Origin of the sequence: Sulfitobacter faviae (assembly GCF_029870955.1) — a bacterium.
Classification (GTDB): Bacteria; Pseudomonadota; Alphaproteobacteria; order Rhodobacterales; family Rhodobacteraceae; genus Sulfitobacter; species Sulfitobacter faviae.
The window spans coordinates 42260-62076 of record NZ_PGFQ01000005.1; the positions used below are offsets into that span (position 1 = coordinate 42260).

20 protein-coding genes and 2 pseudogenes are annotated in these 19817 nt (G+C 58.2%); 7 read left to right on the forward strand and 15 right to left on the reverse strand.

Annotation, left to right across the window (positions count from 1 at the left end; translation table 11 throughout):
* Positions 1–15 precede the first annotated feature (15 nt).
* Positions 16–735 carry a copper resistance protein B gene (locus tag CUR85_RS18915; protein WP_065335300.1) on the forward strand — a complete coding sequence of 240 codons (720 nt, stop codon included), beginning with the start codon at positions 16–18 and terminating at the stop codon, positions 733–735.
* 84 nt (positions 736–819) lie between these two features.
* Positions 820–1317: a cupredoxin domain-containing protein gene (locus CUR85_RS18920; protein WP_009827247.1), complete on the forward strand. Its 498-nt coding sequence runs from the start codon at positions 820–822 to the stop codon at positions 1315–1317.
* A gap of 377 nt (positions 1318–1694) precedes the next feature.
* Here the strand turns inward: CUR85_RS18920 and CUR85_RS18925 are convergent, their stop codons facing one another.
* On the reverse strand, positions 1695–2396 hold the full coding sequence (locus CUR85_RS18925) for an IS6 family transposase (protein WP_065331824.1): 702 nt from the start codon (positions 2394–2396) through the stop codon (positions 1695–1697).
* Between the two features lie 353 nt (positions 2397–2749).
* On the opposite strand from CUR85_RS18925, the gene CUR85_RS18930 reads away from it, so the two are divergent.
* Positions 2750–4840, forward strand: a complete 2091-nt coding sequence (locus CUR85_RS18930; protein ID WP_394377334.1) for a protein-disulfide reductase DsbD family protein — start codon at positions 2750–2752, stop codon at positions 4838–4840.
* 2 nt (positions 4841–4842) lie between these two features.
* Here CUR85_RS18930 and CUR85_RS18935 read toward each other — a convergent pair.
* The 4 genes and pseudogenes from CUR85_RS18935 to CUR85_RS18950 form a co-directional block, all read right to left on the reverse strand.
* Positions 4843–5563, reverse strand: a pseudogene (locus CUR85_RS18935) (MauE/DoxX family redox-associated membrane protein).
* 68 nt (positions 5564–5631) lie between these two features.
* On the reverse strand, positions 5632–6582 hold the full coding sequence (locus CUR85_RS18940; RefSeq protein WP_050686576.1) for a DUF305 domain-containing protein: 951 nt from the start codon (positions 6580–6582) through the stop codon (positions 5632–5634).
* Between the two features lie 119 nt (positions 6583–6701).
* On the reverse strand, positions 6702–7091 hold the full coding sequence (gene cueR / locus CUR85_RS18945) for a Cu(I)-responsive transcriptional regulator (protein ID WP_005619161.1): 390 nt from the start codon (positions 7089–7091) through the stop codon (positions 6702–6704).
* 9 nt (positions 7092–7100) lie between these two features.
* Positions 7101–9611, reverse strand: a complete 2511-nt coding sequence (locus CUR85_RS18950) for a heavy metal translocating P-type ATPase (RefSeq protein WP_280323156.1) — start codon at positions 9609–9611, stop codon at positions 7101–7103.
* A 149-nt stretch (positions 9612–9760) separates the two neighbouring features.
* On the opposite strand from CUR85_RS18950, the gene CUR85_RS18955 reads away from it, so the two are divergent.
* Positions 9761–9955, forward strand: a complete 195-nt coding sequence (locus tag CUR85_RS18955; protein WP_037953528.1) for a heavy-metal-associated domain-containing protein — start codon at positions 9761–9763, stop codon at positions 9953–9955.
* 8 nt (positions 9956–9963) lie between these two features.
* Here the strand turns inward: CUR85_RS18955 and CUR85_RS18960 are convergent, their stop codons facing one another.
* The 10 genes and pseudogenes from CUR85_RS18960 to CUR85_RS19005 form a co-directional block, all read right to left on the reverse strand.
* A complete protein-coding gene (locus CUR85_RS18960; protein ID WP_067264438.1) occupies positions 9964–10683 on the reverse strand; it encodes a DsbA family protein in 720 nt (239 codons plus the stop codon).
* Positions 10683–11177 carry a c-type cytochrome gene (locus CUR85_RS18965; RefSeq protein WP_005619169.1) on the reverse strand — a complete coding sequence of 165 codons (495 nt, stop codon included), beginning with the start codon at positions 11175–11177 and terminating at the stop codon, positions 10683–10685. Before CUR85_RS18965 ends, CUR85_RS18960 begins: the two co-directional genes overlap by 1 nt.
* Entirely contained in the window at positions 11174–12562 is a 1389-nt protein-coding gene (locus CUR85_RS18970) for a multicopper oxidase family protein (protein ID WP_050686572.1), read from the reverse strand. The genes CUR85_RS18965 and CUR85_RS18970 overlap by 4 nt, the downstream gene beginning before the upstream one ends.
* Positions 12563–12578: 16 nt before the next feature.
* Entirely contained in the window at positions 12579–13469 is an 891-nt protein-coding gene (locus tag CUR85_RS18975; protein ID WP_067264441.1) for a c-type cytochrome, read from the reverse strand.
* Positions 13470–13473: 4 nt separating this feature from the next.
* On the reverse strand, positions 13474–14073 hold the full coding sequence (locus CUR85_RS18980; protein WP_009824484.1) for a c-type cytochrome: 600 nt from the start codon (positions 14071–14073) through the stop codon (positions 13474–13476).
* A 5-nt stretch (positions 14074–14078) separates the two neighbouring features.
* Complete coding sequence (locus CUR85_RS18985) at positions 14079–14537, reverse strand: c-type cytochrome (protein WP_005619178.1); 459 nt, start codon at positions 14535–14537, stop codon at positions 14079–14081.
* Positions 14537–15108, reverse strand: a pseudogene (locus tag CUR85_RS18990) (L,D-transpeptidase). Before CUR85_RS18990 ends, CUR85_RS18985 begins: the two are co-directional and overlap by 1 nt.
* Before the next feature lie 128 nt (positions 15109–15236).
* Positions 15237–15830: a L,D-transpeptidase gene (locus CUR85_RS18995; protein WP_005619183.1), complete on the reverse strand. Its 594-nt coding sequence runs from the start codon at positions 15828–15830 to the stop codon at positions 15237–15239.
* Between the two features lie 17 nt (positions 15831–15847).
* Positions 15848–17290 carry an ATP-binding protein gene (locus tag CUR85_RS19000; RefSeq protein ID WP_050672446.1) on the reverse strand — a complete coding sequence of 481 codons (1443 nt, stop codon included), beginning with the start codon at positions 17288–17290 and terminating at the stop codon, positions 15848–15850.
* On the reverse strand, positions 17193–18005 hold the full coding sequence (locus CUR85_RS19005) for a response regulator (protein WP_280323157.1): 813 nt from the start codon (positions 18003–18005) through the stop codon (positions 17193–17195). The genes CUR85_RS19000 and CUR85_RS19005 overlap by 98 nt, the downstream gene beginning before the upstream one ends.
* A 125-nt stretch (positions 18006–18130) precedes the next feature.
* Between CUR85_RS19005 and CUR85_RS19010 the strand changes: the two genes are divergently transcribed.
* The 3 genes from CUR85_RS19010 to CUR85_RS19020 all read left to right on the forward strand — a co-directional run bounded on the left by CUR85_RS19010 (position 18131) and on the right by CUR85_RS19020 (position 19648).
* Positions 18131–18577 carry a DUF411 domain-containing protein gene (locus CUR85_RS19010; RefSeq protein ID WP_043847208.1) on the forward strand — a complete coding sequence of 149 codons (447 nt, stop codon included), beginning with the start codon at positions 18131–18133 and terminating at the stop codon, positions 18575–18577.
* Between the two features lies 1 nt (position 18578).
* Positions 18579–19217, forward strand: a complete 639-nt coding sequence (locus tag CUR85_RS19015) for a hypothetical protein (RefSeq protein WP_240094385.1) — start codon at positions 18579–18581, stop codon at positions 19215–19217.
* 119 nt (positions 19218–19336) lie between these two features.
* Positions 19337–19648, forward strand: coding sequence for a DUF2933 domain-containing protein (locus tag CUR85_RS19020; RefSeq protein WP_037953520.1), 312 nt, complete (start codon positions 19337–19339; stop codon positions 19646–19648).
* Positions 19649–19817 lie beyond the last annotated feature (169 nt).

The following is a 19817-nucleotide window of genomic DNA, read 5'->3' on the forward strand; positions in this document are numbered from 1 at the left end:
CAAAGGACGAACGTAATGAAATACAGTCAACTCGCCGGACTGGCCGGCCTCATCCTTCCTTGGGCCTCGCTCGTGCAGGCTCAGCCCGTCAAACAAACCGAACAGCTGATCTGGGGCGTGCAGGCGGAACAGTTGGAAATTCGCGCACTGGATGACGAAGAGGTCCTTGTCTGGGATTTCGACGCCCTCATCGGCACGGATGAGCTCAAGCTGGTGTGGCGCAGCGAAGCTGAATACGGTCTTTCGTCCGATGAGTTCGAAAGCCTCGAAAACCAGCTACGTCTCCGGTTTCCAATCTCGACCTTCTTTAACGGCGTGGTCGGAGCCTATGCCAGCACACCCGAGGGCGTTCCGGAACGCTACGCGGCTGTCGTGGGGGTAAAAGGGCTCGCGCCGCAGTGGTTCGAGATCGACGCCGATCTCTACCTCTCCGACTATTCGTTCTTCAGTTTCGAGGCGGAATACGAACTGCTCCTTACCAACCGTCTGATCCTGACCCCGAACATCGAGATCGATATGCCGCTGAAGGATGACATCGCCCGGGGGCGGGGTGCGGGTGGCGCAGTCATGGAGATCGGTGCGCGGCTGAGTTACGACCTCATCGACCGTGCGGTCTCACCCTATATCGGCGTCAACTACGAGACCTCGTTCGGCGACACGCGGGACATCACCCGCGCGGCCGGTGGGGATACAGATGAGTTCTCGGTCGTGATCGGTACACGCCTTCAATTCTGAGATTTGTTCCTGCGGGAGCAATCCGGAGGGCTGATGAGTCCTCCGGCCAATACCTGAACCCAAAAGCAACCAAGGACTAAACAGATGAAACATCTACTGCTGACAATCGCACTGGCTTCCTCCTTTGCGGCACCGGGGTTTGCCGGCGAAGCGGCTCACGGAAACAAGTCCGGCGACACCCATGGAGAAATGAAGATCGGCATGCCCGGCGATGCCGCTGCGGTGGACCGCACGGTCGAGATCGACATGGTCGAAACAGACGACGGCGAAATGCTGTTCAAGGGCGGCGATCTGGATTTCAAAGAAGGCGAGACCGTCCGTTTCGTCGTCCGCAACGAGGGCGAGTTGGACCATGAGTTCATTCTCGACTCGCAAAAGAAGAACGCCGCGCACAAGAACGAAATGGCGGATATGAGCGGTATGAATATGGGTCATAATGAGCCCAACCGCATCCGGCTCGCGCCCGGCGAAGATGCCGAAATCATCTGGACATTTGCAAATAACGGCACGTTCGAAGCTGCTTGCCTGATCCCCGGTCATTACGAATCCGGCATGTTCCGCGAAGTCTCCGTTACTCACTAAACGGTCAGTGCGGATCGCGAGCACCGCCTTGCGATAACGTTAATACCAGAACGGGCGTACACCGCGCCCGTTCTTTCCCCCGTTGGGCGCCCGTCTGCGACGATGGTGTACCGCGCCAGCGGCGGTAGTACCCAGATCCGACGTTTGCAGCAACGCCAGATCGAAGCTGAAAGCCGGGGCCTGACGAAGGCCGAACGCAGAACCCGTGAAAGAAAAGGGACATTGAAGGGCACGAACTCGGCCGTCTCGACAACCGAAGGGCTGCGCCCGATCGATACGGGTGATACATCGCGCCCATTGTTCAAGGTGGAGAGATGGTGAATTGAGGTGTTGTCACGTTAACTCGCCGAATTTGCAAGTGGCAAGCTGTTCGTTGATCAAGCGGCCTGTGCCGCGGATTTCCACGCCTCGAATGCTTCGAGCCGATGGTAGCGGATGGTGAGCGCAGAGCGGCGGCGGGCTGGGACAGAGAAACTATTGCGGGTTGCAGACTTCATAGATACGAAGCGTTGTAATCCACCCGGCGATCGGAAGCCTTGCATCACCCGCTCTCGTTTTCGGAAGGGCAAGTGGCTGTTTTCTGCGCGGTTATTGAGTCCCTTGTGTGACCAATGATCAAGGCCAGGCGCGACCTCGCGCTTTGCGGCACCATAGGAGCGCAGCTTGTCCGTAATGATCCTTTTTGGCACGAAGCCCCAACGTTTCATCAGCTTGACCAAAAGCCGCTTTGCGGCGCGCTTGTCTCGTCTCGATTGGAGAATTTCCTCAAGAACAAAGCCGTGTTGGTCGACCGCGCGCCAGAGCCAGTATGACCGACCCGCGATCTTCACAACGACTTCGTCCAGATGCCAGACATCGCCGGGGCGCGGCTGCCGTCGCTGTAGAACGTGGGCGATCAGGGGGCCGAACTTGACGCTCCAGCGCCGGATTGTCTCATACGAAACGTCGACGCCACGTTCCAGCATCAGCTCTTCGACCTCGCGCAGGCTCAAGTTGAACCGGACGTAAAGCCAGACAATATGAGCGATGATCTGAGGCGGAAACCGGTGGCGTTTGTAGCTGATCTTTTGTGTCTGCATCGACACCGCCTACGCCCAGATCAATGAACCAGCAACCTCAGGACCGTTAATGTGACAACACCTCTTCTTCCTTCTCTCAATTGCTAAGCGTTCAACTAAGTCATCCGCATTTGGTTTCAATTTCCAGCGCTGGAAGGTTGGAGGCCGCGGTTGCGATTGAAATGTTCAATGAAGAAAAAAGCTTCTATTGGCCTTCCTGCTACGAACGCGGACTTCGTCGCGTTATTCTCGCAGCGGGATGGCTTCACAAACGACATTGTATCCGTTTGTAAAGTTGACCAACCGGGAGATGCAGCCATAGAGGTGCTTCGGATTTCGATCTCGGGACAAGGGTGGAAGCGAGCCAAAAGATGATGCGAACCACGTTGCGCCTATTCTTCCTTCTCATGGCTTGCCTTTGGGCCTCCATGGGCTTTGCTGCATCGAGCGATACCTACGAGAATTCAACAATCACGGCCCGGCTCATCTCCGTTGAAAATGGGGTCGCGGAAACCTCCAGAACCCTTTCCCTTGGCCTGGATGTCGAGCTGGCCGAGGGCTGGAAAGCCTATTGGCGTTCGCCCGGCGAGGTGGGTCTGCCGCCTGAAATTTCATGGGATGGATCGGAAAATCTGGTGAGCGCACAGATGCTCTGGCCCGCGCCTGAGCGCTTCACGGCATTCGGCATCGAGAATTTTGGCTACAAGACCCGTGTCGTCCTGCCCATTCAGGCAGTTCTCGAAACTGCGGGCCAGTCCGCAACATTGCAGGCGCGTGTTTCATTGCTGGCGTGCTCGACTGTCTGTGTGCCGCATGATTTCGATCTCGCACTGACAATTCCGGCGGGCACCGGGATTGACGCGAAGGCGGCGGGCCTGATTTCGGAGTATGCCCAGCGGGTGCCGCTTGGTCCCGAAGAGAGCGACATCATTGTCGAAACGGCGGTGATCGCGGATGATGCGCTTTATGTGACGGCGCGCAGTGCGAATGCCTTTGTGAAGCCGGATATCTTTCCGGAACTGGGGCCGGAATTCACCTTTGGCAAACCGGACATCCGAACCGATGATGCGGGAACAGCCCTTTGGGCCAAGCTGCCTCTTCTCGCGCAAGGGGAGGATCCGCCGCCCCTGCAACTGACTTTGACCGATGGATCACGCGCGGTGACAGCGCAGCCCGCTTGGTCAGACCGCATCCCGGGTGCACCATTCGAGGTTATGGCGAACCTGCCGGATCTGACGCAAATCCTGGCGATTGCGGCCTTTGCCTTTCTTGGCGGTCTGATCCTGAATGTCATGCCCTGTGTTCTGCCTGTCCTGTCCATCAAGCTGACATCGGTTCTCAATCATGGAAACAAGCCAGCGCACGAGGTCCGGAATGGGTTCCTGATGTCGGCGCTTGGCGTTCTGGTGTTCATGTGGGCCCTCGCCGCAATCATTCTGGTTCTGCAATCCGTCGGCGTCACCGTTGGGTGGGGCCTGCAATTCCAAAGCCCTGTTTTCCTGACCGTCATGTTTCTGGTGCTTGCCGTGTTCTCTGCCAATCTGTTCGGGGTGTTCGAAGTTTCATTGCCCTCCGGGTTGCAGTCACGGCTGGCCAGATCAAGCGGTCGCGACGGGTATGGCGGAGATTTTGCAACAGGCGCCTTCGCGGCGGTGCTGGCCACGCCCTGCTCGGCCCCGTTTTTGGGGACAGCGGTTGCCTTTGCCCTGTCCGGGCGCCCGATTGATGTCATTCTCGTTTTCACGGCTCTGGGGCTTGGGCTCTCCCTGCCCTATCTGGTTCTGGCGGGGAAGCCTGGTCTGGTCCGGTTGTTGCCCAGGCCGGGACGTTGGATGGTTGTCGTCAAATGGGTGCTTGCCGGTCTTCTGGCCGGGACCGCGATCTGGCTGCTCTGGGTACTGATAGGGGTGGCGGGTGGCCGGGTGGCCATGACCGTGCTGCTTATGACGAGCCTTTTCATTCTTCTCGCAACAATACGTTTGCCGGGCAGATTGACGCGCCCGACAGCGCTGGTGGTGGTTGCTGTTCTCAGCCTTCTGGTGCCGACGGCGCTGACAATCCCGCCGCAGACGAGAGCGGTGGGCCAGGACTGGGTCGCGTTCGATCGCTCCGAGATACCGAAACTGGTGTCGCAGGGAAAAACCGTCTTTGTCGACGTGACCGCAGACTGGTGCCTGACGTGCAAGGCCAACAAGACGCTGGTGCTGGACCGTGCGCCCGTGGTCGACCAACTGCGGGGTGATAATGTCGTTGCGATGCGGGCAGACTGGACTAGGTCCAGCACTGACATTTCCCGGTATCTGGAAAGCCACAACAGGTTTGGCATCCCGTTCAACATCGTCTACGGGCCAAACGCGCCAGACGGGATCATCCTGTCCGAGGTTCTGACGTCCGAAGCCGTTCTCGACGCGCTGAGCAGGGCTGCACTTGGCGACCCTGTGACCGCTTTGAAAACGGATGGTTAGGCCTAAAAGAGGCCCATCGCACGCGCCGACATCCAGACGCCCATGAATATCATCATCAGGTTTTCGGTCAGGGACACGAAACCCAGCGGCACGTTTGAACCGCCGCCCACGCAGGCGCACTTGATCTCGCGCTTATCGATGTAGACGGCCTTGAAAACTGAAGCCGCTCCGACCGTACCGATGAACAGTGCAACAGGCGCGCTGATCCAGACCAAGGCACCGGCGACCATGAGAATACCGGCAAGTGCTTCGCCGAAGGGATAGACATAGCCATAGCGCACCCATTTCTGGGCAAGCAGATCGTAGTTCAGAAACATCGTGGAAAACGTCTCGACGTCCTGCAGTTTTTGAACAGCAAGAAAGCTCATCGAGATCGCGATGAACCACTCGAATGCCCGCAGCGTCAGGATCGAACCGTAAAACGCCCAACTGAGACCAAGCGCCATAAGGAATGCGACCGCGAATATCGCAATGACGGGTTGATAAGTCGTCTCGTCGTCATCCTTTACGTCCTGGCCGAAAAATTCCCTCAGCGCGTCATAGCCACCAATTCTTTCATTGCCGATAAAGGTCTGCGGAGTCGTTTCGACACCGTGTTCTTCCATGAAAGCATCCGTTTCCTCGCGGGTGTTCAGAGGCCGGTCCTCAATCGAATACCCCTCCCGCTCAAGCAGGTCCTTCGATTTTCAGCCCATAGGGACAAACATGCTCCTCCATCACCATTCGGTACAAAACCGCCGTCTTCGGGGTGGATTTTGCCTCTCTCGTCATGACGCGTTCCTTTAAATCCTTTAACCGTTGCAGGTCCAATACCCGGTAAATCCGACAGTCAGAGGCGTCTCTCCCGTCAATTCAAACAGCAGGGTGGCGTCTTCACCGTCCGCGTCACCCGGCGCCAGCGTGAATTGGCCACCATCGGCAGACAGGACGCCACCGGACGTCACTGTGTCTTGCGACGTGAAGTTGACCAGCGATCCGGATATCTTGGCGACGCCGTTCCCCGCCCCGTCCGTGACCAGAATGGGATCGGCGTTCACGGCGCGAATGAAACGGCATTGTCCGTCGGACCCCAGTGCGCGTGTTATTTCTTCGGCTTTGAGCGGTGCAGGACGGATTCCGGCAATCACCGGGGTTGCAATCGCTTCTTGAAGCCCCTCCATTTCAGCCGGACCGTCCGCTTCACCAAGTGGCCATTCAGGACCGGCTTCGCCATTTGCCTCAATGTCATCTATGAGGAAACGCATTTCGGAAATTTCGCGGTTTTGCGCCGTCACAATTTCCGAAGCCAGCGCCTCGACCCTTGGATCTGTCAGCTCGGCCCGTTCGCTTGTCATGATCGCAATGGAGTGGTGCGGAATCATCGCGCTCATCCAGCTTTCGTCCTGAATGGTCTCCTGGCTTCTCACGAGCCAGAGCGCGCCGGCGAACATCACGACAGACCCGAGAATGATCGCGGCGTTGACGCCCTTGTTCTTGTACATGTTCAACATGAAAAGGAGCATCACGGTCGCCATCGTCGCGCCCATGATGAACGTCATGTAAAATCGGGTTTCGCTCCAGTAGACATGTTCGAAGGAGTACGAGTTGATGTACATCAGGCCGAACATGATCGCAGTCGATGTGCCGACCATCGCCAGAAACCGGCCATAGGATGAACCTGAATGGCCTCCCGAATGTGCTGCACCTTCACTTGAACGGGTATCGGACCCGCCACGAGATTTCCCGATCGCATCTTCAGACATCTGATCTCTCCATCATGGATTCTATTTGTGGAGGAACAACATTCCAGCGCTGGAGGGTTTCAAGACGATATATCGAAACGGCATGAAACCCCATAAATGTCTGGCCCAGGCATCGTGCGTTACGGGTCTTTGGCCAGATCTTTCAGGATTGGACAATCGGGGCGGTGATCGCCCTGGCAGGCGTCAACGAGGTGAGCCAGGGTCTCTCGCATCGACTTGAGCTGGGCGATTTTTTCGTCAACGGCGGCCAGATGCTCTTGAGCGACAGCCTTGACCTGTGCACTTTCCCGCGTCTCATCTTCATAGAGATCAAGCAGCGTGCGGCAGTCTTCGATCGAGAACCCGAACGTCCTGGCGCGACCGAGAAATGCGAGCTTGTGGATGTCGCTGTCGCGAAAGGCGCGATAGCCGTTGTCGCTGCGCAAAGGCCGGACAAGGCCGATGTCTTCGTAGTAGCGGATTGTCTTCGCTGGCAAACCCGCGCGTTCTGATACTTCTCCGATGTTCACACCTGTCTCCTATTCTGCGGGCTGCGTTGCGAATTTCGTCTCCGCGTCGTGGGGCGGATCCTGTTCCGACATCGTCGCCTTGATCCGTCGCAGCCGCAGCGCGTTGGTCAGAACCGACACGGAGGACAGCGCCATGGCCCCGGCGGCAAACACCGGCGACAGGAGCAATCCAAAGGCCGGGTAAAGCGCGCCCGCCGCCACAGGGATCAGCGCGACGTTATAGCCAAAGGCCCAGATAAGGTTCTGCCGTATGTTGCGCATGGTCTTGCGCGACACGTCGATGGCATTCACCACGCCGCGCAGGTCGCCCGACATCAACACCACGTCGGCGCTTTCGATTGCGACATCCGTGCCGGTTCCGATGGCGATGCCGACATCGGCATGGGCCAGCGCTGGCGCGTCGTTGATGCCGTCTCCGACAAAGGCGATCTTGCTGTTCCCTTGCCGCAATTCGTCCAGGGCGGCGACTTTTCCATCCGGCAACACCCCTGCAATGACATGGTCGATCCCGACCTCGCGGGCGATGGCATCTGCCGTGGCCTTCTTGTCTCCGGTGATCATCGCGACCTTGATCCCTCGATCATGCAGAGCTGCGATCACTTCGGCGCTGGAGGATTTGACCGGGTCTGCCACGGCAATCACGGCCGCCAGGGATCCGTCCACCGCAGCATAAAGCGCGGTGCGTCCCTTTTCGGCCAAGGCCCTTTCGCGGTCTTCCAGCGGGCTGGTGTCAATGCCCTGCTGCACCATGAAGCGATCCGCACCGACATGAACCTTGCGGCCCTGGACAAGCGCCTCGACACCGTAGCCGGTCACGGACCGGAATTCCGTCGCATCGGGCCAGGACAGGCCTTCGCTCTTTGCGGACTGCACAATGGCCTCTGCCACCGGGTGCTCAGACTGCGCCTCGACAGATGCGATGAGGGCGAGTGTCTCTGCCCGGTCAAAGCCGTCGGCCGTGATGAGGTCTGTCAAACTGGGTTGCCCTTGCGTGACCGTCCCGGTCTTGTCCAATGCGACAACGCCAACTTCATCCAGATGTTGCAGCGCATCTCCCTTGCGGAAGAACACCCCCATCTCAGCCGCGCGTCCTGTCCCCACCATGATCGAGGTGGGCGTGGCCAACCCCATGGCGCAGGGGCACGCAATGATCAGAACGGAGACACCCGCCACAAGCGCAAAGGTCAGAGCCGGATCGGGACCGACCAGCAGCCAGACAACCACAGTCGCAAGCGCCAGAACCAGAACGGCAGGCACGAACCACATGGTCACGCGATCCACTAGGCCTTGGATCGGCAGCTTGGCCCCCTGAGCATCTTCGACCATGCGGATAATCTGCGCCAGCGTGGTATCCGCCCCGACTCGCGTCGCCGTTATGGTCAGGCTCCCGGTGCCGTTCACCGTGCCGCCGGTCACCGGTTCGCCAGCAGCCTTTGGCACGGCGAGGGGTTCACCGGTGATCATGCTTTCATCGACGTTGCTTGATCCTTCTGTGACCTCGCCATCGACAGGCAGCCTTTCACCGGGACGCACGAGGATCTGATCGCCGATCCGAAGTTCCTTGATGTCAACCTCGGTCGCCTGCCCCTCGCGCAGGACCCTGGCTGTCTTTGCCTGCAGACCAAGAAGGGCCTGAATGGCTGCACCGGTCTTGCCCTTGGCCCGCGCTTCAAGCCAGCGACCCAACAAGATCAGAACGACAATAACCGCCGCTGCTTCGAAATAGACGGCGCGCACACCGTCAGGCAGCACCTGTGGCAGGAAGGTCGCGACTACGGAATAAGTCCACGCCGCCCCGGTTCCCAGCGCGACAAGGCTGTTCATATCCGGAGCACGCTTGATCAACGCCGGAATGCCCTTCGCAAAGAACCTCCAACCCGGTCCGAACAGAACCACCGTGGCAAGCGCGAATTGGATCAGCCACGACGTTTGAATGCCGATTGTGCTCTCAATCAGGCCCTCAAAGCCGGGTATGGTGTGTTTTCCCATTTCCAGAACGAACACCGGAACGGTCAGGATCGCGGCAAGGATGACACGGCGCGCCAGCGCGTCGGCTTCTTCTGCCTTGCGGTCCGATCGGTCCTCGTGCGCATCGCTCTGCGCAATCTCGGCCGGGTATCCCGCCTCCGTACTGATCCGGGCAATCTCTTCCGGGGTGATGGCATCTGAAAGATACTCTACCACAGCCGTTTCGGTTGCTAGATTGACCGCCGCATTCAATAGGCCGGGTGTCCGTACAAGCGCCTGTTCAACCCGACCGACACAGGACGCGCAGGACATGGCGTCTACGTTCAGCGTGACGCGCGCCGTGCTTGCCGGGTAGCCGGCCTGCGACAGTGCCGCAACCGCTGCGCCCGTCGTGGCTGCATCATCCGTCTGAAACTGTGCCGTTTCACTCACCAGATTGACACTGACGTTCGAAAGGCCTGGAACCTCGCCGAGAGCCTTTTCAACCCTGCCCACACAGGACGCGCAGCTCATGCCGGAAACGGACAGACGTATCGTATTGGGGTCGGTCATGAGAGACTCCTCGGTTGAACTTACCCTGATATAGGGCTTCCAGTTGCTGGAAGCTCAAGAGAGTATCTCATTTATTTTTCTGATATTTGCTTGACCTTCCTCCCGATGGAACGACCAAGTCTGAGGTTGTACCAAAAATGGAGGCCTTCATGATTTTTTCCGTCCCGAAAATGAGCTGTGGACACTGTACATCCGCTATCGAAAGCGGCATCAAGGCAAAGGATCCATCAGCCGTTGTCACGTCCGATCTGGACCTTCGCCTTGTCACTGTCCAAAGCACATTGGAACAGGCCGCTGTGCGGCAAGCCATCGTTGACGCTGGCTACGACGCTTCAGCCGCGTAAGCTTGTCCTTATTCGGCGGCCCGTGCCTGATCGACAAGCTCGATCATCTGGTCCGCCTGGATCAGGCCCGGCGCAAGACTGTCGCCGATCACAAATGAAGGTGTGCCACTGAACCCCAGAGATTGCGCAAGCCGCATGGAAGTCTGTATGTGTTCTTCTATTTCCGGTCCGTTCATGTCGCTACGCAACTGTGCAACATCGAGGCCGATGTTTTCCGCAGTGCGGAGAATCGATGCTTCCTCTGCGCGTTCCTTCAGTTGCATCATGGCCCAATGAAACTCTTCATATTTGCCCTGGTTTCGGGACGCCAGCGCCGCGCGGGCGGCAAAAACCGACCCGTCCCCCAGAATGGGCCATTCCCGGTAAACGACCCTGACGTTGGGATCAGCGGCAAGCAATGCCTCCATTTCAGGTTTAACCCGGCGGCAATAGGGGCAGTTGTAGTCGAAGAATTCGACAACCGTGACATCGCCATCCGGATTGCCCAGAACGGGCGCATTGGGATCATTTTCAAGCGTGGCTTTTTCCGTATCGAGAACCTGCGCTGCGGCTTGCGCCTGCAACGCCTGCTGTTGCTGTTCGAACAACTGCGCGGCCTCGAACACGATGCCCGGATTCTCGCGGATGGCTTCCAGCACCAGTTCCTTGATCCGGTCTTCGTCCATGCCGTCTGCCGTCGCAGCGATGGGAAGCATTAACAGTGCGGTGGTAGCCAAGAATCTTTTCATTATCCGTCTCCTTGTGAGGCAATATCCTGGGCCGTGCGCTCGGCTTGCGTGGCGCGTTCACGCTCCGGCCATGTTGACTTGATGTATGCGAGGATGTCCCAGATTTCCCCGTCGCTCAGTTGGTCGCCGAAACCGGGCATGCCGCTGTTGAAGTCAACGCCTTGCGCCGCGAGAACCTCGGCGCCCCCCAGCTTGGTGTAGGCGAACAGCATGCTGTCCGCGTGGTGCCAAGTGTGGCCGCTTGCATCATGCGGCGGTGCGGGCAGGCTTCCGTCATCACGCGGACTGCGCCAGTTTTCTTCACCTTCCAGATTTGCGCCATGGCACGCGGCGCAATTTTCGGCATAGAGGACTTCGCCCGCGGCCACATCGGCTGAGGAGTTGATGAGGTTTTCCGCCGTATGGTCGGTTCCGCCGGACCGGGTCCACAGGAATATGGTAGCCACCGCAACGGTAACTACGCCCAACGCAAGATAGACGGATCGCGGGGTCATCCAACGACGATCTTGGTCATCATGCCCGAAGCCGCATGCGACAGCATGTGGCAATGTAGCAGCCATTGGCCCGGGTTGTCCGCCACAAAGGCAATCTCGCGCGTCTGACCCCGTTCAAGAAGGGTCGTGTCACGCAGCGGTCCGAGGGTGCCGTTTTCGGCGACCTCGTGGAAGTGAATGCCATGCAGGTGCATCGCGTGCGGAAACGCCGTGTCGTTCACGATCTTCAATCGTACATTCTGGCCGCGGTCCAGCCGCGCAAGGGGATCACCGTTGATCCCGTCCACTTTGCCGTTGAACGACCAGAAATACCCGGCCTCGACGATCTCGCCGATCGGCTTGAGTTCGCCCCCAAGGGAAGCGGACCTCATCCGCCCCATGGCACCGCCTTCCATACTCAGGCTGAGCATCGTGGCTTCACTCAAGTCGACCATCCTGTGGTCGTTCGGCGGCAAGGCCAAAGGCGCGTCTCGACGATTTTTCGAGCCCCACTCAACGACCTCGAATGTAACCTGGCTGAAGGCCTCTTCCCGGCCGAACTGAAGAATATGAGCCGTTTCACCAACATCCGCGACCACATCGACGATCAGGTCGATCCGTTGAGCCGGAGCGAGGATCATCGGCTCCGTCACCTTAATGGGTGCAGCCAGGGGCATGCCGTCCAAAGCAACCGCCCAACCGTCAAGGCCTTCCAGCCCCAGTTGGAAATTGCGCGCATTGGCAGCATTGATCAGCCGCAAGCGCAGTCTTTCGTTCTTGCGTGCACTCAGGCCCAGATTGAAGGTTCCATTGGTCGTCAGCAGGTTGCCGATGCGCCCTGCGTGGCTGAGATCATGAGGCGCTCCGAAGTCGTCTTTGATCTGCGCGGTTTCGGGGTCAATAAGCCAATCATCCAGGATCAGGACTTCCTCGCGATCAATGTCGAGAGGCTCGGCCTCTTCCACGATCAGTGCACCGTAAAGCCCTCTGCCCACCTGCTCAAACGACCTATTATGGGCATGGTACCAATAGGTCCCGGCATCCGGGACAGTAAAGTCATAGTCGAATGTTTCCTCCGGCTGGACCACATCCTGTGTCAGGCCGGAAACGCCATCCATCGCATTGTCGATGCGGATGCCGTGCCAATGCGTCGACGTTCCCTGAGAAAACCGGTTGACCAATCTGCGCTGGACACGCCCCCCCTGCGCCACGCGAATCTCCGGACCGGGTGAGCCGCCGTCAAAGCACCAAAGCGATGTCTTGCCATAGTTGCCGGGCAGCAGCTGCACGTCGCTTTGCTGGGCTGTCAGGGTCGCGAATGGCGTGCCCGCAAATCCAGTGCTGGCCGACAGACCACTGAACGCAGCAGATGTTGCCAGAAATTGGCGGCGATTGAGCGTGATCATTCGTGGGTTCCCAAGATTATGATTTGTTGTCCAGCAGGTAGGTGGCCATCGCATTCAGGTCTGCGTCGCTCAGAAAGCCCGTGCCATAGCGCACGGCTTCGGCCATTGATCCACCAAATACGTCGCCAGACGGCGTTATGCCAGATCGCAATGCATAAGCCATATCGTCTGTTGTCCAGCCTTCGGACACAAGATCGCGCGTCCGGATCGAAGGTGCTTTGCCACCTCCCGGCAAGGCGTCGTTGCCGGAAAACCTCTTCGATACTATGCGTGCGCCTGCAAAGTTCCGCGTTGTGTGGCAGGCAGCACAATGTGCCGCCCCGTTGACCAGCAGCTTGCCCCTGTTCCAAGCATCGCTTCGGTCCGCCTCTGGTGCGGTGTCAGGCTTTGTCAGAAAAGCCGCCCGCCAAAGTTTCATCCCCCATCGCTGATCGAACGGAAAAGGCACCTCATGGGACGGGGTCGGCACATTCACGGCTGGCACGGTCTGGAACGCGGCCCACAGATCGGCAATGTCCTGATCCGTGTAGTTTGCATAAAACGGGTAGGTGAAGGTGGGATAATAGGGGTCTCCGTCCGGGGAAATTCCCTGCCTTACCGCTTTTGCAAACTCTTCTACTGTCCAGCCGCCAATCCCGAATTCGACATCGGTGGTCAGATTTGGCGGATAGAATGTCCCGAAATCGGTCCGGAGCGGCGCTCCTCCTGCCAATGGCGCCCCGCCAGCTTCAAAGTTGGTGTGGCACGCAATGCATCCACTGGCGCGCGCCAGATACGACCCCCGCTGGGCATCGCCTTGCAGGGTCAGGTCCGAGACTGGCGCACCGATCGGCCAGGCTATCGTTGCCGCGACAACGCCGATGCCGCCGACGACCCCCGCACCGATGATCCAACGCCACCACCGCATCTGATCACTTGTCCTCTTTGCGGAACTTCTGGTGGCAGGCCGAACAGGTCTGGGCGACCATCGCGAACGCACGGTCGGTCGGCATGTCCGCAAACATCTCGGTCGTCATGGGAAGGTCCGATCCCATCATGCCCCCTCCCATTGCAGGCGCGGACCCGCCACCCATCATCCCGTCAGTGGCGCCGCCCATCATTGATTCGCTACCGTTGCCCTGTGCTGCGGCCAACCCATTGCCTGCGCTCAACTTCAATCCTTCGGCGGCTGTTCTCAACTCTTGCGCAAGGGCCGCGAACTCTTCGCTGTTTTCCCAGACCGACGGCAACGCCTTGGACACTCCGCCACCCGAGCCTTCAGGAAACAGTCGCGTCATTTGCTCACCGGCATGGCCGATCATCGCGCCAGCTTCCCTGCGGACGACATCGGCGTCATAAGGTACCTGACCCCGCATCATGGGTGATAGCGTCTTGAGTGTTTTGGCCATCGCGGACATGCCCTGCATCCGCTCCAGCACCACGCCGGTTGCTCCGGAATGCGCCAAGGCAGCAACGCCGGTCGTCCCGATCGCAATGGCAGTAATCCATATCTTCATGTTCAAGTTGGTCATTCCTGTCAATTGATCCCGTTGGCGCGCTGAAGTTCCCGCACATATGCAACAACCATCTTCACATCGCCGGGCGTGACGCCTTCAACTGGCGGCATATTGCCAAACTTCCAATGGTGCGCTCTGACACCTTGTTTCGCGGCAAGCAAAAAAGCGGCGTCACCGTGATGGCTCGGTTCATAGATCTTGTGGACAAGCGGCGGTGCCACGCCATTCTGTCCGGCAGCATTCGCACCGTGACAAGCGGCGCAAGCGCCATCGAAAACACGCTTTCCCAATTGGGCATTTGCTGAGAATTCAGCAGGCACAACCACGTCTGCAATCGGCGCGCCCTCTTCCGTCTGCGAAAGATCAGGCGTTGTCATTGTGTGGCCGGGCATCGAAGACGATGGCTGCAATTGCTGCCAGATCACAACCGCGCCACCGACGACAAAAAACGCCGCAATCAGGATGCCGGACTTCGACATCAGATTAATCGTACCTGCGTGCCGACCGGTGTCCTTTCGAACACCTCGATGATTTGCTCGTTGTAGAGACCGATACACCCGCTTGAAGAGCGTCTTCCGATCTTGCGCGTATCATGGGTGCCGTGAATCCTGTAGTACGTCCAACTCAGGTGCAGGGCACGGACGCCCAACGGGTTATCCGGCCCGGGCGGCATATAGGCTGGCAAAGACGGGTCACGTTCGCGCATGGAGGGTGTAGGGGTCCAGTCAGGTTCGGGTCCTTGAACGTGACTGTCGTGTAGCCGCGCTTTGTCAGCTCGTCAGACAAGGGAACCGATGTCGGATAAATGCGCATTTCGCCATCGGCCGTCCAGTGTTGCATCACGCGGGTAACGGTGTCTGCGATGATGATACCCTTGTCCAAAGCGTCAAAGTGGTCTTGCCAAGCGTGTGTACGAAACGATGAGATATTCCTTCGGACACTGGTTTGATCCACCTGCGCACGCAGGATGGACGGGGCCGCGAAAGCTGCCGATGCGGCACCTGCCGTGAATGCTCGACGCGTTACACGTGTTTGCTTGCGGGTCATCATATGGCCTCATGTTGTTGTCTGCCTATCCACTAGACTACCCGCCTGGTCGCATTTCATGAACAGTCCGGGGCCTGATATTATGTAACGATATGTATCCCGGCCAACGGACACGTCTTCGCGCTGCTGCCTCAAACCTCGATGGGTTTCAGGACAACACGCGTGTCGAGCGGGACCTTCTCATAGAGTTCGATGATCTGATTATTGGTAAGCCTTGCACAGCCGTTTGAGACACGTCGACCAATCGTCTTCGGATCCGTTGTGCCGTGAATTCTCAGGTAGGTGTCCCCACGCCCTGGCTGGTAAAGATACAAGGCGCGGGCACCGAGTGGATTGTTCAGCCCACCGGGCACACCGCCCGCAAAACGAAGATATCGGTCAGGATCTCTGGCTATCATGGCGGGTGTGGGCGTCCACCGCGGCCACTTTTGCTTGCGCGCGACATAGAACTCGCCGGATTCATAGAGCCCCTCCCGGCCAATTCCGACGGTATACCTGATTGCCCGATTGTTCGGCAAAGTCCAAAATAAAGCGAACTGGTTCGGATCGACATGTATTTCTCCCGGTTTGTCTGCCTCGGTGAACGGAACCTGGCGCGGCAACTGCTCCGGGGGCACCACAGATGGCCCGACGCGCCGGTCGTGCTCTGCGTCACTATGCGCGAATGCTGTTTTTCCACTCACCGAAAGAGCTGCAACAGAAGTCAGGAAATATCTTCGTTTCATATACTTGCCTCACTAAACTAGTCGGGTTTGAGGTGACGAACAACCCGCGCCATATGTGGCGAGCCTTCCTCTTTCGGGGCTGACTCGGCGCTTTGTTTGACGGGCAGCGTGATTTCAGCGCGCAGACCCCCATCAGTGCGGTTTTTCAGTTCGATAGAACCACCGTGCTCAAGGATGATGCTGCGCGCAATCGACAGCCCCAGGCCATGACCGCCGGTATCCTGTGATCGCGACGTCTCGAGCCTGACATAGGGTCCGAAAACAGCCTCCAGCTGATTGTCGGGAATACCGGGCCCCTGATCGTCGATGGCGACCACTACCTCACTGCCCATGCGTTGCCACGAAACCCTGGCCTCACTCCCGTAGCGGATCGCGTTCTCAATCAGGTTTCTCAACGCGCGCCCCATCGCGCTTGGTTTCACGGATACGATGAGTGGACCTTGGCTGGTCACCTGAACCTTGTCCAAGCCCATACCAGTGATCAGATCGTGCAAATCAACCGATTGGACCTCTTCATGCTGTCCGACGCCCTTCGCGAAATCGAGGGTCGCATCGACCATCCGTTGCATCTCTTCACTTGACGCCACCAAGGACGTGCGCGTGTCTTCGTCGTCCACCATTTCGGCCCGCACCCTAAGCGCCGTCAAAGGCGAGCGCAGATCATGCGCAAGCGCTGCAAGCATCTGGGTCCGGTCACTGACAAATCGCGTCAGGCGATCCTGCATGATGTTGAATGATCGGGTCAGATCCCGAACTTCCTTCGGCCCTACGACCGGCAGATCGCCCTTGGCGGCGCCGCGACCCAGACGTTCGGACGCAGTCGCGAGATCGTTGAGTGGTCCGGTCAGTCGGGACAGGAGAAACCAGAAACTTGCAACCAGCAGAAGTCCCGCAGTCAGTGCAAAGGATATGTTGGACGCCAGCGACCTTTGCAGAGGCGGCCGTTCGAACCGCGTCTCGATGTTGAGCCAATTCCCACCGGACAGCGCAATGGACAGCTCCATCTCGATGGCCGCAAGGCTGCCCTGCATCATTTCGGCGTGCATTTGCGCCATTTCCGGTGACAGGTTCGGAAGGGGCAGCAGACCTCCCTCGATTTCATGAACCTCAACCCGGATATCCCGGCTGTAGCTTTCCTGAAGCAGTGCCCGTATCCGCGCTTCGACCGCTCCACCGTCATCGTGTTGTCCGTGTGCAACCGACGGCTCGTCTGTAAGGTCGAACCGTACGAGCGGAGACGTTGCCGCGCGGACGATCTGGGCATGCAATTCCGGGGGTGCGCCTTCAATCAACTGTGCGACATTTGCGGCCCTTCCGGCGGCTTCGGCACCGATGGCGGCCTGAATGGCTAACGAGCGTTCATCAACGAAAAACCAAAGACTCAGAGCTTGCGCGAGGATCAAGACACCGAGGACCAGAAGGGCAATCTGTGCACGCAACGTCCGCGGAAGCAGCTTCATTCGCAAATCTCGACATCGCAGGAAAGACTATACCCCCATGCCGGACAGTCGCGATGATCTTCGGGCGCAAAACGTCCTCTTCCATCTTCCGGCGCAACCGGCTCACCTGATTGTCGATGGTTCGGTCCAATGGACCGGCGACCCGGCCGGTGCTCAATTTGAGCAGCTCCTCGCGGCCAATGACCGTCCTTGGCCTTTGCAGGAACAGGGTCAGGAGTTTGAGTTCACCGGATGTAAGTTGCGTACGCGAACCGCCTTGGTCAATCAGTGTGCGGCCATCGAAATCCAGCTTTAGGTGTGCAAACTTCAACGTTTTCCCCGCAAAACCATTCGGTTTTGGGATCAGCTGCGTCCGACGCAATATCGCGTTGATCCGCGCCACCAGTTCCTTGGGATTAAACGGCTTGGCGAGATAATCGTCTGCCCCGCCATCCAGACCCGCGATGCGGTCTTCGTCGTCACCCAATGCGGTCAGCATCAGGATCGGAATATGCCCTTCCTTGCGCAATCGCCTGCACGCGGACAGCCCGTCTTCCCCCGGCATCATCACATCGAGGACAATCAGATCGAAATGCGCTTCCGCCAGCCTTGCGTCCATCTCAACTGCATTTTCCGCCGCTGAAGCACGCATGCCGTTGCGTTCCAGATAACTGGTGACGGATTTCCGAATCTCTGAATGGTCATCGACGACAAGGATGCGTGGCAGATCGCTCATGCCGCCAACATAGTCATTTTCACCAAGGGACGCCCATCCCGTGTTTGTAGCCAAATGTAACAGCGCGGGCAGTCGACTTCGGGATACCGAGCAACTATTTAAGGAAGAACAACGAGGAGTTTTAAGTGAACCGACGTGAATTTGGCCTTACGGCACTCAGCCTGGCCTTGGCCGGGCCTGCTTTGTCGCAAACCGCCGCACCCACGTTGCAGGTGACAAAGACACCGACCTGCGGCTGCTGCGGCGCTTGGGTAAATGAGATGATCGCTGCCGGTTTCAAGGCATCGGTCGAGGACGTGGATTACGACACGCTTCAGGTTCTGAAGCAGAAACACGGCATCGCGCCGGAACTGGCAGGATGTCACACTACGTCCGTGGGCGGATATTTCGTCGAGGGTCACGTGCCTGCGGCTGACATCGGGCGGTTGCTGAGCGAAAAACCTGTCGCGCGCGGACTGACAGCACCGGGAATGCCCATGGGTTCGCCCGGCATGGGCCCCCAAGGTGATCCCTATGATGTGCTGCTTGTACTGATGGATGGGTCGACGCAAGTCTTCGCAACCCACGGCTGACGTGTTTGCCCGCGATACGTTCCGACAAAGTTTTTCGCCGACCTTACCATTCGGCAGATTTTGTTGGAACGTATCCGTTCTGAGCTTGGCAAGCATATTGCCGTTCCTGCTTGTCTACATCCTCGCAACGCCTGGTTTTGCGACGCTGCTGCTGACGAATGGGACCGCGCTCTCGCGCTTCCTCCGGCAGGTCTTTACCAATGGGTTTGTGGTCGTTTTCCTCGTGAATTACTTGGGGTTCGTTTCCGCATCGGTCGCGCTGAAGCAGTACCAGCATCGGCCGATTGTTTACCTGGTTTTAGATGGCCTGCTGCGGAGTGTCGCATTCATTGGGGTTCACATTGCCGTCTATGTGATGTCGGCCGATCTGTTCGGCTCGTTCAACGGCAGCCGTGCAACAGCTTTGAGCGTGGTCGGACCAACGCTCGAGCGGTCGTTCATGTTTGGGAACATCTCGGGCGTATATCTCTATGCCCTGGCGCCCGGCACCTTCATCGCGCTTCTGGTGGTTCTGACAGAACCTTCTGGCGAGGCATCGAAGCCTACCATGTTCAGGACAATGAGCATGGCCTTGCTGTTCAGCCTGACCCCGATCCCCCTCGTCACATTCCTGTCCTATGCGTTGGATCTGGCAACCTGACGGGCCAACTTGGTCAACGACCCGCAGGCTGTCATCTGATCAAATTGTATCCGAATGTACCCTTGACCTTGCCTCACTGGAATGTCGCAGAAGAACACGAGCATATTCTGGAGAGCTACATGTCTGACAATCAAAGTCAAAAATCCACCGGTTCATCGAAACTGATGCAGTATGGTATGATGGCCTGTTGTGCCGTTATGTTGTTTCCAGTCGCCGCATTCTTTATTGCAGGCGGCACGATCGCGGGTCTGTGGGGCAACGTCGGCCTTTTTGCGCCGCTCGCACTTTGTCTTGGTGCGCATGTCGTCATGCACAGGATGATGGGAAAGTCGTGTCACGGGTCAAGAGTTGAACAGGCGAACGAGGCGACTGTGGATGCAGAATTTGAAGATGGCCAAGCTCCCGAACGAGAACTGGTACGCGCCCGCTAGAACGCGGCTGACAATCGGAATTCCGATTGCAGGTATTCTGGCCCTCGGCGGTTGTGCCCAGTCGGCCTCGGGCAAGCTTTGCCCACTTGAGCCCCCTTCCGTGACACGGGATGCGGCACACGACGTCATGCTTCCCGTAGGATGTCGCTTGGTCGGTCAGTCTGAAGGT